This window comes from Rhizobium sp. S163 (assembly GCF_030380805.1).
Taxonomy (GTDB): Bacteria; Pseudomonadota; Alphaproteobacteria; order Rhizobiales; family Rhizobiaceae; genus Rhizobium.
In genome coordinates this window covers 115,790-130,240 of record NZ_JAUDSA010000005.1, presented here as the reverse complement: position 1 = coordinate 130,240, position 14,451 = coordinate 115,790, and the positions used below count along the sequence as shown (strand labels likewise).

Annotated in this window: 18 protein-coding genes; 9 read left to right on the top strand and 9 right to left on the bottom strand. The window is 61.2% G+C overall.

From position 1 onward, the window contains the following. The first annotated feature begins 239 nt into the window (after positions 1-239). Entirely contained in the window at positions 240-566 is a 327-nt protein-coding gene (locus QTL96_RS07505) for a hypothetical protein (RefSeq protein ID WP_018900140.1), read from the top strand. Positions 567-645: 79 nt separating this feature from the next. On the opposite strand, the gene QTL96_RS07500 is transcribed toward QTL96_RS07505, so the two are convergent. The 3 genes from QTL96_RS07500 to ftsZ form a co-directional block, all read right to left on the bottom strand. Next, positions 646-846 carry a hypothetical protein gene (locus QTL96_RS07500; protein ID WP_018900141.1) on the bottom strand — a complete coding sequence of 67 codons (201 nt, stop codon included), beginning with the start codon at positions 844-846 and terminating at the stop codon, positions 646-648. Between the two features lie 44 nt (positions 847-890). Further along, entirely contained in the window at positions 891-1,739 is an 849-nt protein-coding gene (locus QTL96_RS07495; RefSeq protein ID WP_289727261.1) for an oxidoreductase, read from the bottom strand. Positions 1,740-1,946: 207 nt separating this feature from the next. Then, positions 1,947-2,978 carry a cell division protein FtsZ gene (gene ftsZ, locus QTL96_RS07490; RefSeq protein WP_051110811.1) on the bottom strand — a complete coding sequence of 344 codons (1,032 nt, stop codon included), beginning with the start codon at positions 2,976-2,978 and terminating at the stop codon, positions 1,947-1,949. 223 nt (positions 2,979-3,201) lie between these two features. Between ftsZ and QTL96_RS07485 the strand changes: the two genes are divergently transcribed. After that, positions 3,202-3,414, top strand: a complete 213-nt coding sequence (locus tag QTL96_RS07485) for a hypothetical protein (protein ID WP_026283302.1) — start codon at positions 3,202-3,204, stop codon at positions 3,412-3,414. A 77-nt stretch (positions 3,415-3,491) separates the two neighbouring features. Then, positions 3,492-4,496, top strand: coding sequence for a 2-dehydropantoate 2-reductase (locus QTL96_RS07480; RefSeq protein ID WP_289727260.1), 1,005 nt, complete (start codon positions 3,492-3,494; stop codon positions 4,494-4,496). A 77-nt stretch (positions 4,497-4,573) separates the two neighbouring features. On the opposite strand, the gene QTL96_RS07475 is transcribed toward QTL96_RS07480, so the two are convergent. Next, positions 4,574-5,737: an aminotransferase class I/II-fold pyridoxal phosphate-dependent enzyme gene (locus QTL96_RS07475; RefSeq protein ID WP_289727259.1), complete on the bottom strand. Its 1,164-nt coding sequence runs from the start codon at positions 5,735-5,737 to the stop codon at positions 4,574-4,576. 212 nt (positions 5,738-5,949) lie between these two features. Here QTL96_RS07475 and QTL96_RS07470 point away from each other — a divergent pair, with 212 nt between their 5' ends. From QTL96_RS07470 to QTL96_RS07445, 6 genes are all read left to right on the top strand, one after another. Beyond that, a complete protein-coding gene (locus QTL96_RS07470; protein WP_112941509.1) occupies positions 5,950-6,708 on the top strand; it encodes a DsbA family protein in 759 nt (252 codons plus the stop codon). A gap of 143 nt (positions 6,709-6,851) precedes the next feature. Further along, positions 6,852-7,289, top strand: a complete 438-nt coding sequence (gene aroQ, locus QTL96_RS07465) for a type II 3-dehydroquinate dehydratase (RefSeq protein ID WP_047510061.1) — start codon at positions 6,852-6,854, stop codon at positions 7,287-7,289. An 18-nt stretch (positions 7,290-7,307) separates the two neighbouring features. Beyond that, a complete protein-coding gene (accB, locus tag QTL96_RS07460; protein WP_289727258.1) occupies positions 7,308-7,787 on the top strand; it encodes an acetyl-CoA carboxylase biotin carboxyl carrier protein in 480 nt (159 codons plus the stop codon). Between the two features lie 10 nt (positions 7,788-7,797). Then, the gene (gene accC, locus QTL96_RS07455) at positions 7,798-9,144 is read left to right on the top strand and encodes an acetyl-CoA carboxylase biotin carboxylase subunit (protein WP_289727257.1); all 1,347 of its coding nucleotides are present in this window, start codon (positions 7,798-7,800) and stop codon (positions 9,142-9,144) included. 5 nt (positions 9,145-9,149) lie between these two features. After that, positions 9,150-9,770 (top strand): leucyl/phenylalanyl-tRNA--protein transferase, encoded by a 621-nt coding sequence (gene aat, locus QTL96_RS07450; protein ID WP_289727256.1) that lies wholly within the window; start codon positions 9,150-9,152, stop codon positions 9,768-9,770. A 67-nt stretch (positions 9,771-9,837) separates the two neighbouring features. Continuing rightward, positions 9,838-10,767, top strand: coding sequence for a DUF2167 domain-containing protein (locus QTL96_RS07445; RefSeq protein ID WP_289727255.1), 930 nt, complete (start codon positions 9,838-9,840; stop codon positions 10,765-10,767). Between the two features lie 10 nt (positions 10,768-10,777). Here QTL96_RS07445 and QTL96_RS07440 read toward each other — a convergent pair whose 3' ends face one another. From QTL96_RS07440 to gatB, 5 genes are all read right to left on the bottom strand, one after another. Then, entirely contained in the window at positions 10,778-11,209 is a 432-nt protein-coding gene (locus QTL96_RS07440; protein WP_113010746.1) for a DUF2155 domain-containing protein, read from the bottom strand. A 106-nt stretch (positions 11,210-11,315) separates the two neighbouring features. Continuing rightward, positions 11,316-11,714 (bottom strand): NADH:ubiquinone oxidoreductase subunit NDUFA12, encoded by a 399-nt coding sequence (locus QTL96_RS07435; RefSeq protein WP_289727254.1) that lies wholly within the window; start codon positions 11,712-11,714, stop codon positions 11,316-11,318. Positions 11,715-11,819: 105 nt separating this feature from the next. Continuing rightward, the gene (locus QTL96_RS07430) at positions 11,820-12,284 is read right to left on the bottom strand and encodes a GNAT family N-acetyltransferase (RefSeq protein WP_289727253.1); all 465 of its coding nucleotides are present in this window, start codon (positions 12,282-12,284) and stop codon (positions 11,820-11,822) included. A 10-nt stretch (positions 12,285-12,294) separates the two neighbouring features. Further along, the gene (locus QTL96_RS07425; RefSeq protein WP_289727252.1) at positions 12,295-12,801 is read right to left on the bottom strand and encodes a GNAT family N-acetyltransferase; all 507 of its coding nucleotides are present in this window, start codon (positions 12,799-12,801) and stop codon (positions 12,295-12,297) included. A gap of 63 nt (positions 12,802-12,864) precedes the next feature. Continuing rightward, a complete protein-coding gene (gene gatB / locus QTL96_RS07420) occupies positions 12,865-14,370 on the bottom strand; it encodes an Asp-tRNA(Asn)/Glu-tRNA(Gln) amidotransferase subunit GatB (RefSeq protein ID WP_289727251.1) in 1,506 nt (501 codons plus the stop codon). Positions 14,371-14,451: the final 81 nt, after the last annotated feature.

Sequence of the window (14,451 nt, the reverse complement as noted above, 5' to 3'; positions counted from 1 at the left end):
TCGCCGAACGTAATGGCGTCCCAGCTCAGGCTTCGACGGCGTTCAATCGGCCACCTTTTCCTACTCGTGTAGAGGCACCGGCGGCGGCCCCAGGTCGCTTATCGATCGTTTGATCGGCAGCCGGTTTGCAAACAAAATATCAGCGTGCGGATGGCACCTGGACAGCGGAACGGCCGATCAACATCGCTCGCTTCGACGGCTAGGGAGTCGCTGACGCCAAGGAATGAAAAAGACTGCGAATGACCATTAAAGAGCGTTTTCTGAAACAGCAGCATGCCTGGATGATCGGCGCATGCTACTCCCGCAAACATCCCGATTTTCATCGCTACGGCGGCGTCGATGTCGCCGTTTCGCCCCGCTGGAAAGAGTGTCTCGACACGTTCATGAACGACATGATCGACACCCTGCCCCGCAGCCTGTCCGAGCGCCGTTTGGCGCTGCGCAATCCGCGCCGGCCGTTCGAGCCCGGCAATGTCGAGTGGATCTTTGTCAGCAAGCATCGCGGTCTTCGCGCGCCTGACGGCACCCGGCCCGAACTGCCAGAGGCGCGTTTGCGCCGCGCTTGATCCGTTTCAAGCGACTGATTATCGCCGGCTGGCGGGGTTTTCTTGCCCTTCCAGCCGGCGAATTTGTTTTGGACTAGTGTTAGCGTCTGCCCCGCAGGCTCTTGGTCAGCACGATCAGAATGAGGCCGACGGCGACGGCAAGCGCGCCCCAGTAGATCCAGGGCGTCTGGTCGATCATGAAGCTTTCGGCCGGATACGGAAAATAGCCGCTGCCCTGCCCCATCCAGATCAGACCGGCCAGGATCAACAAGCCTTCAAGGCCATAGACCAGCTTCACCATCACATATTCCTCCACAGCGCCCAGCTCATTCTGGAGCGCGAGCCTCAAGACTTCGGGAAATCGGCGCCGAGGCTGGTATCCTTCCATTCCTCGATCAGCGCCAAGCGCTCCTTCAGCTTGGCCGTGACCGCGCCATAGCCGAATTCGCCGAGCACGAGGTGGCGCGGCGCTTTCTCGACCTCGGTACTCTTGATGATCGCTTCGCCGGCGCGCACGGGATCGCCCGGCTGCTGGCCGCTATAACCGGCCGTCTGGCGCATGCGCGCGGCGGCGGTTTCTGCGTAATCGGCGATCTTGCTTTCGGTCTGCCGCAGCGAACGGCCGGCCCAATCGGTGCGGAACGGGCCGGGCTCGACACAGGTGACCTTGATACCGAGCGGCGCGCCTTCGGCGGCAAGCGCGTCCGACATTCCCTCCACCGCGTGCTTGCTCGCCGAGTAGTAGCCGGATGCCGGGAAGCCGATGAAGCCGGCCACCGAGGTGATGTTGATCACATGGCCGCGTCTGCGCGTGCGCATGCCGGGCAGAACGGCGCGGGTCATGGCGAACAGGCCGAAGACATTGGCCTCGAACTGATCGCGGATCTCGCTGTCGCTGCCTTCCTCGATCGTCGACTGATAGCCATAGCCGGCATTGTTGACGAGGACGTCGATCCGTCCGAAGCGCTCCTCGGCGGCCTTTACGGCGGCGGTGATCTGCGCGGCATCGGTCACATCGAGATCGACGGCGAGCGCGTTGTCTTCATGGCCGGTCACGAGATCGGCGACGCGGGCCTTATCGCGAGCGCTGACGATGGTCGGCCAGCCGCGGGCGATGGTGAGCTTCGCCAGTTCGCGGCCGAAGCCTGTCGAGCAACCGGTGATGAACCAGACGGGATTTTTGTCTTGAGACATGGTGCTTTCCTGAAATGTTCGTCTGAAATTGAAAGCGCCCGTTGGTGTTTTTTGGGGATGTCGTTGGGCGCGTCTTGGGGCACCTTTTGATCTAGGGTGGCCCAATCGGTTTTTCCAGAACTGGCGGGACGTTGCTGCCTACAGACGCAAAAAGGCCGCGCGCTCGCAGGAGCACGCGGCCGGATCGGACCAAGTTGTTGTTGCGGCTTACTGCAGCGTGCGCGGCGGCAGGCCCGGGACCATGGTGGCGCCCTGCTGGACAGGAGCGACGCCGGCACCCGCGCCATCGAGGCCGGTGGCGACGACGGAGACGCGGAACTTGCCATCGAGATTGCGGTCGAAGATCGCGCCGACGACGATATCGGCATCGTCCTGCACTTCGTCGCGGATGCGGCTTGCGGCTTCATCCACCTCGAACAGCGTCATGTCGGAACCGCCGGAGATCGAGATCAGCACGCCCTTGGCGCCGCGCATCGAGATGTCGTCGAGCAGCGGATTGGCGATCGCGGCTTCCGCCGCCTTCATCGCGCGCTCTTCGCCCGAGGCTTCGCCGGTACCCATCATGGCGCGGCCCATGCCGCGCATGACCGACTTCACGTCGGCGAAGTCGAGGTTGATCAGGCCTTCCTTGACGATCAGGTCGGTGATGCAGCCGACGCCGGCAAACAGCACGCGGTCGGCGGTCATGAAGGCGTCGGCGAAGGTGGTCTTCGCGTCGGCGATGCGGAACAGGTTCTGGTTCGGGATGACGATCACGGTATCGGCAGCCTGACGCAGCGCTTCGATGCCGGCATCTGCCGTCTTCATGCGGCGGTTGCCCTCGAAGGTGAAGGGCTTGGTGACGACGCCGACCGTCAGGATGCCGGCATTGCGGGCCGCCTGTGCGATAACAGGTGCAGCACCCGTGCCGGTGCCGCCGCCCATGCCGGCGGTGACGAAGCACATGTGCGAGCCGGCTAGGTGATCCATGATCTCATCGATCGATTCCTCAGCGGCGGCGCGGCCGATCTCGGGCAGCGAGCCGGCGCCGAGGCCTTCGGTCACATGCGCGCCGAGCTGGATGCGGCGCGAGGCCTTCGACGTCGCAAGCACCTGCGCATCGGTGTTTGCGGCAATGAATTCAACGCCTTCGAGGCTTTCCGCGATCATGTTGTTGATGGCGTTTCCGCCACCACCACCAACGCCGATCACCGAAATTCTGGGCCGCATCTCGGAAATCCCGGGCTTGGCGTTCGTCATCGCAATCTCCTTCGTGCGCATTCTTCCGTGGGCTACACCGCTTTATCGGGACCCGAATCGCGCATCAGCCTATGGGCGCAAGAAGGCAGAGGCGGGGCGAAAGAACAAGATGCAGGCTTTTCTAAAGTTTATCCGGAACCTTTTTTGAGGTTGGCGCATTAGGTCGATTCAAGCCAGTCAAAAAGAAAGCCCGCCTGCCCATAAAGAGAGGAGTACCGCGCAGATGCCTATGCTCGCTTCCAGCCAGTCGATAGCCCCTCCGAAAGACCATGTCGTGACCGCTCAGGAAGCGCTTGAGCCGCTCTTCCTGCAGATCGAGGCCGAGGCTGAGTTGCGGATGATTTCCGCTGCTCTGAAGGCCGGCTGGTCGGCAGAGGACGCGGTGAGCGCAATCGACGAATTGCGTCGCAGCGAGTTGCTGCCGGGCGATCGCTGAACACCAAAAAATCATTCGCCTTCGAGGCCGGATAGCCTATCTCTACCGCTTTCAAGTGATTGCGGAGATAGGATTTCATGACCATCAAGACCATCTGCATTTTTGGCGCCGGCGCGCTGGGCGGGATGATCGCGACCAAGATCGCGGCGTCGCTGGGAAGCGACGTCACGGTGTCGGTCATCGCGCGCGGCGCGCATCTCGATGCCATCCGCCGCGAGGGTCTGACGCTGCATGAAGCGGGTTCCGAGACGCCGATCAACGTGAAAGTGGTGGCGACCGACAATCCGGCCGATCTTCCGCCGCAGGATCTGGTCATCACCGGGCTCAAGGGACATCAGCTCAGCGCTACCGCCGAGGGGATGGCGAAGCTCCTGAAGGACGACACGCGCGTCGTGATGATCCTCAACGGCATTCCGTGGTGGTATTTCCATCGAGACGACCATCCCGAATTCGCCGAACTGCAATTCGAAGAGCTCGATGAAGGCGGTGCGCTCTGGAGACTTGTCGGCCCGCACCGGGTCATCGGTTGCGTGGCGCATCAGGGCGCGGAGGTTAGTCAGCCCGGACATATCAGGCTCAGTAATAAGGGCCGCTTCATCCTGGGCGAGCCCTCCGGCGAGATCACGGCTGATCTCGAGGCCATTCAGGCTCTGCTGCAGAAGGCCGATCTCAACATCACGCTGTCACCGGAAATCCGCAACGATATCTGGAGCAAGCTGATGGGCAATGCGTCGTTCAACCCCATTAGCGCGCTGACGCGCTCCACCATGTCCGACCTCATGGCCGACGTGGCTGTCACCGACCAGATCGGCAAGGTGATGAAGGAGGTCAAGGCGGTTGGCGAGGCGCTCGGGGCCAATGTCGGCATGTCGGTGGAAGAGCGGCTCGAGCAGGCGAGCCAGATCGGCCCTGTCCGCACCTCGATGCTGCAGGACCTGCTTGCCGGAAAGGCGCTGGAGATCACGCCGCTGGTCGGCATGGTCGTGGTTCTCGGCAGGCTCGCCTCTGTGCCGACACCGGTTTCGGAGACCTTACTTGCGATGGTCTCGCAGCTCGATCGCGAGAACTGCAAGCCGGCCTAAACGGCCGACCTGCCCTTCACAATGCTCTTTCAAGGCGCTCAGAAAATGAGTCCGAAAACGCCTGCAGTGCCTTGAAATCAGCTCGCTTTGAGCCAACCCGTCATGCGATCGACCGCCTCCGCGATCTCGGCTTCGGAGCCAGCATAGGACATACGCATGGCGCGATGTCCTTCCAACGGATCGAAATCGAGGCCTGGTGTCGCGGCAACATCAATCTCGGTGAGCATCCGCTTGGCGAATTCCATGCTGTCATTGGTGAAGCGCGTCACATCCACGTAAGCGTAGAAGGCGCCATCCATCGGCGAGGCGATCGTAAGACCCATGTCCGGAAGACGCCGCATCAGGAAGTCCCGGTTGGCGGCGTAGCTTGCCCTGTAGACATCGAGTTCGGCGGATGCGCCAAGTGCAGCCGTGGCGGCGATCTGCGACAGCTCCGGCGCGGAGATATAGAGGCTCTGGGCGACCCGCTCGATCGGGCGCACGAGACGATCGGGCAGCACCATCCAGCCGATGCGCCAGCCGGTCATGCAATAATATTTCGAGAACGAATTGATGACGATGGCTTCATCGGTCAGTTCGAGCGCGCTTGTCTCCTCGCTCGCGAAGGTGAGCCCGTGATAGATTTCGTCGGAAATGAAAGCGATCGAGTTTGCCGAACAGTATTCCGCCAGCTCGGCAAGCGCCTTGCGGCCCGTGACGGTGCCGGTCGGGTTTGCCGGGCTCGCGAGCAGAACGCCCTTCACGCGGATGCCGCTTTTCTTCTGGGCCGCCTCGATGCTTTGAGGCGTCAGCGTGAAATGCGTTTCGGCGGTGACGGGCACCTCGATCACCCGCAGCCCGAGCGCGCCGAGGATGTTGCGATATGCGGGATAGCCGGGCCTGGCGATCGCCACCGCGTCACCGGCATCGAAGAGCGACAGGAACGCGAGATTGAACCCGGCTGACGAGCCTGTCGTGATCGCGATGCGCGCGGGGTCGATGTCCAGGCCGTGGCGCTCGCGGTAATTCGCTGCAAGCGCTTGCTTCAGGCTCACAGTACCCAGCGCGTCGGTGTAGCCGATCCTGCCGTCATCGAGCGCTGCCCTTGCAGCATCAAGTGCGGCGCGCGGCGCCGGATGCGAGGGCTGGCCGACGGCCATTGAGATTACCGGCCGGCCACTTGCGCGCCGCCGCGTCGCTTCCGCCAAAACATCCATTGCGTGAAACGGCTCGACTGTACTGCGCTTGGAAATGGAAAACAATTACTCTGCTCTTTCGACTTCGATTTGCGGCCAGACAAATGCCGCATTAGTGAGATCTTCACAATCCCGCGACCAGATAACGAACACGAGAATTCCTGTTTCAATACGCCGGAATGCGCCGTATTTTTGTTGCTTCGCATTGCGTTCCGATCATGGGACTGTGATACCCGAAGCATTGAACGACCAAAATCACCTGCAAAGACGAGGATATCATGGCCATTCTCCCGAAAATCTTCACGGCGCTCGCGCTGACCGCCTCCGTAGTCTCCGCCCAGCCGGCCGCGGCCCTCGACGATGCGCAGAAGAAGGAGTTCGGCGAGTTCATCAAGCAATACCTCATCGAAAACCCGGAGATCATGCTCGACGTGCAGGACGCCCTGCAGAAGAAGCAGGAGACTGCGCGACTCGTAAAGGCCAATGCGACGATCTCGGAAAACAAGGCGACGATCTTCGATTCCAAATACGACATGACGATCGGCAACCCGAAGGGCGACGTCACAATCGTCGAGTTCTTCGACTATAATTGCGGTTACTGCCGCCACGCGCTGACCGACATGCAGACCATGCTGAAGAAGGACCCGAACGTCCGCTTCGTGCTCAAGGAATTCCCGATCCTCGGACCTGAATCGGTTGCCGCCCACAAGGTGTCCGATGCCTTCCGCAAGATCGCTCCGGAGAAGTACAGCAAGTTCCACGTAGCCCTGCTCGGCAGCGACGGACGCGCCGACGAGGCGAGCGCCATCGAAGCGGCCCAGTCTCTCGGCGTCAGCGAAAAGCAGATCCGGGCGGAGATGGCCAAGAGCCCGAGCGACGCTTCCGTGCAGGAAACCTACTCGCTGGCGCAGAACCTCGGTATCACAGGCACGCCATCTTACGTTATCGGCAACGAGCTGGTGCAGGGCGCGGTCGGCTATGACGACCTCGAGACCAAGGTCAAGAACATGCGGACCTGCGGCAAGACCAGCTGCTGAACCGGCCCCCATCAAATTGCTAAAATCCCGGTGCTTCAGCCATGTGGACAATGTGGCGCGATTCCTGATGCCTTGTCCAAAGGGCTTTCATTAAGCCTTTGGTGAGTCTATAGGTTGCCCTCGCACATTTGACGGAACACTCGATGACGCAAACCATTTTCGTCCTGAACGGGCCAAACCTGAACATGCTCGGCAAAAGAGAGCCCGGCATTTACGGCGGCAAGACGCTTCAGGACATCGAGGCGGACTGCAAGTCGGCCGGGCGAGAGCTTGGCGTCGATGTCGATTTCCGTCAAAGCAACCATGAAGGTCAGCTCGTCGACTGGCTGCACGAAGCCGGCGACAAGGCCATCGGCGTTGCGATCAACGCCGGCGCCTACACGCACACCTCGGTTGCGCTACATGATGCGATCCGCGCCATTTCCATTCCCGTTGTAGAGCTCCATATCTCCAACGTGCATGCGCGGGAAGAATTTCGCCACAAGTCGATGATCGCGCCCGCTGCAAAGGGTGTCATCGCCGGCTTCGGACCATATAGCTACATTCTGGCGCTCCACGCGCTAAAGAACGTCACCGCATAAAAAGACAGGGCAAAACTCATGGCTGAAAAAAAGAACGGTATCGACCAGGCACTGATCCGCGATCTCGCGAACATCCTCAACGACACGGATCTGACCGAGATTGAAGTCGAGCAGGACGATCTGCGCATCCGCGTTTCGCGCGCCGGCAACACGCAGTATATCCAGGCGCCGATGGGTGTTCCTGCCTACGCCGCCGCTCCGGCAGCGATTGCAGCTCCGGCCGCAGCAGCGCCTGCCGCTTCCGCCGCACCGGCCCGCAACCCGGCCAACACGGTTTCCGCTCCTATGGTCGGCACCGCCTACATGGCACCGGCTCCGGGTGCGCGCGCATTCATCGAAGTTGGCGCGACGGTCAAGGAAGGCCAGACGCTGCTCATCATCGAAGCGATGAAGACGATGAACCAGATCCCTGCCCCGAAGTCGGGCAAGGTCGTTGAAATTCTTGTCGAGGACGGCAGCCCCGTCGAATACGGCCAAGCTCTCGTGGTCGTCGAATAAGGCGGACGTCATGGTCTCGAAAATCCTCATCGCCAACCGCGGGGAAATTGCCCTTCGCGTGCTTCGTGCCTGCAAGGAACTCGGTATTCCCTGCGTCGTCGTTCACTCGACCGCCGATGCCGACGCCATGCATGTGCGCCTGGCCGACGAAAGCGTCTGCATCGGCCCGCCGCCGTCGCGCGACAGCTATCTGAACATTCATCAGATCGTTGCTGCCTGCGAAATCACCGGCGCCGACGCTGTACACCCCGGCTACGGCTTCCTGTCGGAGAACGCCAAGTTCGCCGATATTCTCGAAGCGCACGGCATCACCTTCATCGGCCCGACCGCGGAACACATCCGCATCATGGGCGACAAGATCACCGCCAAGACGACGGCGCAGGAACTCGGCATCCCCGTCGTTCCGGGCTCCGACGGCGAAGTGAAGACCGAGGAAGAGGCCATCAAGACGGCCGCCGAAATCGGTTATCCCGTGCTGATCAAGGCGACTGCTGGTGGTGGCGGACGCGGCATGAAGGTCGCCAAGAGCGCTGACGACGTGATTGAGGCCTGGTCGACGGCCCGTACCGAAGCGGCTGCCGCATTCGGCAACGAAGCCGTCTACATGGAAAAGTACCTCGGCAAGCCGCGGCACATCGAAATCCAGGTGTTCGGTGACGGCGAAGGCAATGCCATCCATCTTGGTGAACGCGACTGCTCGCTGCAGCGCCGCCACCAGAAGGTCTGGGAAGAAGCCAACTCGCCTGCCCTCAACGTCGAACAGCGCATGAAGATCGGCCAGGTCTGCGCCGACGCCATGAAGAAGCTGAAGTATCGCGGCGCCGGCACGATCGAGTTCCTCTACGAAAACGGCGAGTTCTATTTCATCGAAATGAACACCCGTCTTCAGGTCGAGCATCCGATCACCGAAGCGATCACCGGCATCGACCTCGTGCACGAGCAGATCCGCGTCGCTTCCGGCGGCGGCCTGTCCGTGACCCAGGATGAGATCCACTTCCATGGCCATGCCATCGAATGCCGCATCAACGCCGAGGACGCGCGCACCTTCGTGCCCTCGCCCGGCACGATCACGCATTTCCATGCACCTGGCGGTCTTGGCGTACGTATCGATTCGGGCGTCTATCAGGGCTACAAGATCCCGCCTTATTACGACAGCCTCATCGGCAAGCTCATCGTGCACGGCCGCACCCGCGTCGAATGCATGATGCGCCTGCGTCGTGCGCTTGACGAGTTCGTGGTCGACGGCATCAAGACGACGCTGCCGCTCTTCCAGGATCTGGTCGACAACCAGGACATCGCCAACGGCGATTACGACATCCACTGGCTGGAAAATTATCTGGCCAGCAAGCCGGCTTAACCGCAATGGCAGGGTCGCGCAGGAAATCTCCAGGCATCACACCGGAAATTCTCCTGCGCGCCTATTCCATCGGCCTCTTCCCGATGGCAGAATCGGCTGACGACCCCGAGATCTTCTGGGTCGAGCCCGATCTTCGCGGTGTTCTGCCGCTCAATGATTTCCACGTCTCCAAAAGCCTCGCCAAGACCATCCGGCGCCAACCCTTCGATATCCGCTTCGATCATGACTTCGAGGCTGTGATCGCGGCATGCGCTGAGGAGACGTCAGGTCGTCCGAGCACCTGGATCAATCAGACGATCAGATCGCTCTACGCCTCCCTCTTCCGCATGGGACACGCTCATACCGTCGAGGCCTGGGATGGTGACCAGCTTGTCGGCGGGCTTTACGGCGTGTCGCTGGGTGCCGCCTTCTTCGGCGAGAGCATGTTCTCGCGGCGCACGGACGCCTCGAAGATCTGCCTCGTGCATCTGGTGGAGCGGCTGAAGGAGAACGGTTTCGTGTTGCTCGACACCCAGTTCACCACCGAGCACCTCAAGACCTTCGGCGCCATCGACGTTCCGAAGGACGAGTACGAGCACATGCTCGCCACGGCGATGGATTCGCCGCATTTGTCTTTTGCACAATAAAATACACGTTCACGTTGACGTTACTCCCAAGTCGCCTATTGTCGCGCCTTTAACGGGAGTATTGTTCATGAAGTTGAAAATTGCCGCACTGACGTCCCTCTTCGTTCTGGCAGCAACGCTGGCTCAGGCGAAACCATATCAGGAGATGTTTCCGGGTGCGGATCGTTTCGGAGATGCCGACAAGGCTATCCTGGAAAAGATCGACTTTCAGCAAGGCGCGATCAAGATTCCGGGCGCGAATGCCACCCTCAATATTCCCGAGCAATTTTACTATCTCAGCCCGGCCGACGCTCGCCGCGTGATCGTCGACATTTGGGGCAATCCGCCACAAGCGGGCGAAGGAACGATGGGGATGGTCTTCCCCGCCAAATACGCTCCCGTTGAGGGCGGATCATGGGGCTCCGTCGTCGAATACAGTGCTGACGGCTACGTCTCCGACGTGGATGCCGCATCCACCGACTACGACGAACTGCTCCGCAACATCAAGGACTCGATCGCGGAATCCAACCCCGAACGCGAGAAGCAGGGCTTCGAGAAGATCACGCTCGTCGGCTGGGCTTCACCCCCGCACTATGACCAATCCGCGCATGCGCTGCACTGGGCGCGCGATCTCATCTTCGGCGACGACATGAGCCAAGCGCACACGCTGAACTATTCCGTGCGCGTCTTTGGGCGCGAAGGCGTCTTCATGTTCAATTTCGTGGCGGGAATGGACCAACTGAAGGAAATCCAGTCCGCCGTCCCCAACGTGCTGACCATGGTCAAATTCGACAGCGGCAAGACCTACAAGGATTACGAAAGCGGAGACAAGCTGGCGGCCTACGGCATGGCCGGCATGATCGCGGCTGCCGCCGGCGCAAAGGTCGCGGCTAAAGTCGGACTGCTCGCAATGGCAGCCGTTTTCTTCAAGAAGGCCGGCGTGCTTGTTCTTGTCGCGGGAGCAGCGCTATTGCGGGCCCTCAAGGGAATATTCTCCCGCAAGAAACCCTCGGCGTAACGGCAGAGGGTCAGTTCGTCTTGGCGTCGGGCGCAGGCACGTCCGACGTCGCCTTGCAGTCCTTCAGCCAGACGTCATAGATCGGGTGCTCTACAGCGTTGAGGCCGGGGCTATCGGCGAACATCCAGCCGGTGAAGATGCGGCGGATCTTGCGATCCAGCGTGATCTCGTCGACTTCGACGAAACCGTCGATCTTCTGCACTTCGCTCTGGTCGCGCGAATAGCAGGCCTTCGGCGTCACCTGCAGCGCGCCGAATTGGACCGTTTCGTTCACATAGACATCGAAGGTGGTGATGCGGCCGGTGATCTTGTCGAGGCCGGAAAAGACGGCGACAGGATTGTCGATGCGGGCGGCGAGAACCGTCTGCGGCAGGAAGGACGAGCCAAGCGCCAGGGCAATGCCGGCGGCACGCAGGACGGGGTTCCGCGTGAGAAGCTTCATATCTTTCCGTCTCCACCGCATTTCAAAAATAGAAGGCCGCAGTGTCTGCGGCCATTCTGCGGGTATAGGTCAATTGTGGCCAAAAACCGGGCCGGACTGGCTGCGATCAGCTGCCGGGCGTCCATGCGTCGTAGTCGCCAGTGACGCGCGGACGTTCCCCGGCAACGGAGAGCGAACCCGGCGGGCGGTAAGCCTGCGGCGAACCGGTCGGGTTGGCGCGGTGTCCCTTCTGCCACTCCTTGGCGACATAGGTCTCCTTGGACGGCGGCACGTCGGTGCGGTAGTGCATCCAGCCGTGCCAGCCCGGCGGGATCGCCGATGCGTCCGCGTAGCCCTTGTAGATCACCCAACGGCGCGGAAGGCCGAAGGAGGTGGTGCCGCCTTCGTAATAGACGTTGCCCAATTCATCTTCGCCGACGCGCTTGCCGAAACGCCAGGTCGCGAAGCGGGTGCCGATCGTCTGACCGTTCCACCAGGTGAAGATTTGCAGGAGGAGAGTTTTCATGTCTTTTCCTTGTGCCTGCCTTGGGAGCAAGCGGGACCAGAATTCGATCCTTCGCTTATGCCGCCAGCAGCGCCTGTTGTCCAGTGATTCCGAAGGCAAAAGGGTTCATTTCAGCGCCATCTTGAAGCCGAGATGCGAGGGCTCGAAACCGAGCCGCTCATAGAAGCGATGGGCATCCTTGCGCTTGGCATTGGAGATGAGCTGCACGCGCGGCAGGCCACGCGCCCTCGCCTGTTCGATGCAGAACTCGATCATCCGGGCGCCGATGCCCTGGCCGCGCATGTCACTGCGCGTCTGTACTGCTTCGATGATCATGAAGGACGTTCCGCGGCCGGTCAGCGTCGTGGTGACCGCGGTCTGGAAGGTGCCGACGACTTCGCCGGCCAGTTCGGCGACGAACAGTGTCTGATCGGGAGAGGCCGCGATGGTCTCGAAGGCGCGTTCGTAATCCGGCAGCGCGTCTTCGGATTGGGTGTCGCCGTGCCCGCCGATATCATCGTCGGCGAACATGGCGATCAATGCCTTCAGATCGTCCCGGCGGGCTTCGCGAATGATGATCTCTTTGGCCACGGGAAATGCCTCAGTAGCTGGCGAGCGGTTTTTCGAGGATCAGCGCCGGGATGCCGGATTGGCCGGGGCCGTTGTTTTCGCTCTGACCGACATCGGCGAAGCCGAGCCGGTGGTAGAAGCTGATCGCCGCTTCGTTGCGCGGCTCGACCTCGAGCCGCATGATCTCGGCTGCCGGAAAGCAGGTTTCGAGCTCGGCGAAGATATCACGACCGATGCCCTCGCGCTGCAGCGAGGGGCGAACGTAAAGCAGGTGCAGCATGACCGTCTTGGTCATCTCGCCGGACATCGCGGCATAGCCGACGCCGCCGATTTCCTTGCCGTCGTCGGCCACCAGGAATTCGGCATTCTTGTTTGCCATGCGCGTCTTCAACGCCGCGGGCGAGAAGAGCGTCGCGACCAGTTCATCGACCTTCGGCGCGCCGAGCAGCGCGTCATAGGTCGCATGAAAGGTTTCGACCAGGAGAGCGCGAACCTTTTCGAGATCGCGCTCGCTGGCGGTGCGGACGAAGTAGACCATTTTCTTCCTTCCGGCATCGGCTATCCGAAAACCGCTTCACACTTTTCGGCGATGCCGGATGACCTATTCCTCGACGATGCCGAGCTTGGCCTTGACCAGAGCCTGGACGGCCTGCGGGTTCGCCTTGCCGCCGGTCGACTTCATCACCTGGCCGACGAACCAGCCGGCGAGAGCGGGCTTGGCCTGCGCCTTGGCGACCTGATCCGGATTGGCGGCGATGATCTCGTCCACGGCCTTTTCGATGGCGCCGGTGTCGGTGACCTGCTTCATGCCGCGGCTTTCGACGATCTCGGCCGGGTCGCCGCCTTCGGCCAGAACGATTTCGAAGACGTCCTTGGCGATCTTGCCGGAGATGGTCTCGGCCTTGATGAGGTCGATGATCGAACCGAGCTGAGCGGCGGAAACCGGAGTCGATTCAATATCCTTGCCGAGTTTGTTCAAGGCGCCAAGGAGGTCGTTGATGACCCAGTTGGCAGCCATCTTGCCATCACGCCCCTCGGCGACGGCTTCGAAATAATCGGCGATCGCCTTTTCCGACACGAGCACGGAGGCATCGTAGATCGAGAGACCGAGTTCGCGCACGAAGCGCTCCTTCTTGTCGTCGGGCAGTTCCGGCAGGTCGGCCGCCAGCGCCGCCACAAAGGCGTCGTCGAATTCGAGCGGCAGCAGGTCGGGATCGGGGAAATAGCGATAATCGTGCGCGTCTTCCTTCGAGCGCATGGAGCGCGTCTCGCCCTTGCCGGCGTCGAACAGGCGGGTTTCCTGATCGATCACGCCGCCATCCTCGAGGATGGCGATCTGGCGGCGGGCTTCGTATTCGATCGCCTGGCCGATGAAGCGGATGGAGTTGACGTTCTTGATCTCGCAACGCGTGCCGAAACCTTCGCCCGGGCGGCGCACGGAGACGTTGACGTCGGCGCGCATCGAACCTTCGTCCATGTTGCCGTCGCAGGTTCCGAGATAGCGCACGATCGAGCGCAGCTTGGTCATGTAGGCCTTGGCCTCATCCGACGAGCGCATGTCCGGCTTGGAGACGATTTCCATCAGGGCGACGCCCGAACGGTTGAGGTCGACATAGGACATGGTGGCGTGCTGATCGTGCAGCGACTTGCCGGCGTCCTGCTCCAGGTGCAGGCGCTCGATGCCGATCTCGATGTCCTCGAACTGGCCCTGGCGATCCGGGCCGAGCGAGATGACGATCTGGCCCTCGCCGACGATCGGATCCTTGAACTGCGAGATCTGATAGCCCTGCGGCAGGTCGGGATAGAAGTAGTTCTTGCGGTCGAAGATCGAACGCTTGTTGATCTGGGCCTTCAGGCCGAGACCCGTGCGGACCGCCTGGGCGACGCATTCCTCGTTGATGACGGGCAGCATGCCGGGCATGGCGGCATCGACGAGCGAGACGTTGGAATTCTGCGGCTTGCCGAACTCGGTCGAAGCGCCGGAGAACAGCTTCGAATTGGACAGCACCTGCGCATGGACTTCCATGCCGATGATGACTTCCCAATCGCCAGTGGCACCGGGAATGAAGCGTTTCGGATCAGGCGTGCGAACGTCGACAAGGGTCATGGAAATGCTCTTTTGAGGCTATCTTATTCAACTGGTGAGGTAACGGAAATGACCTTCCGGTGCAAGGCTTTCGGCATGGTC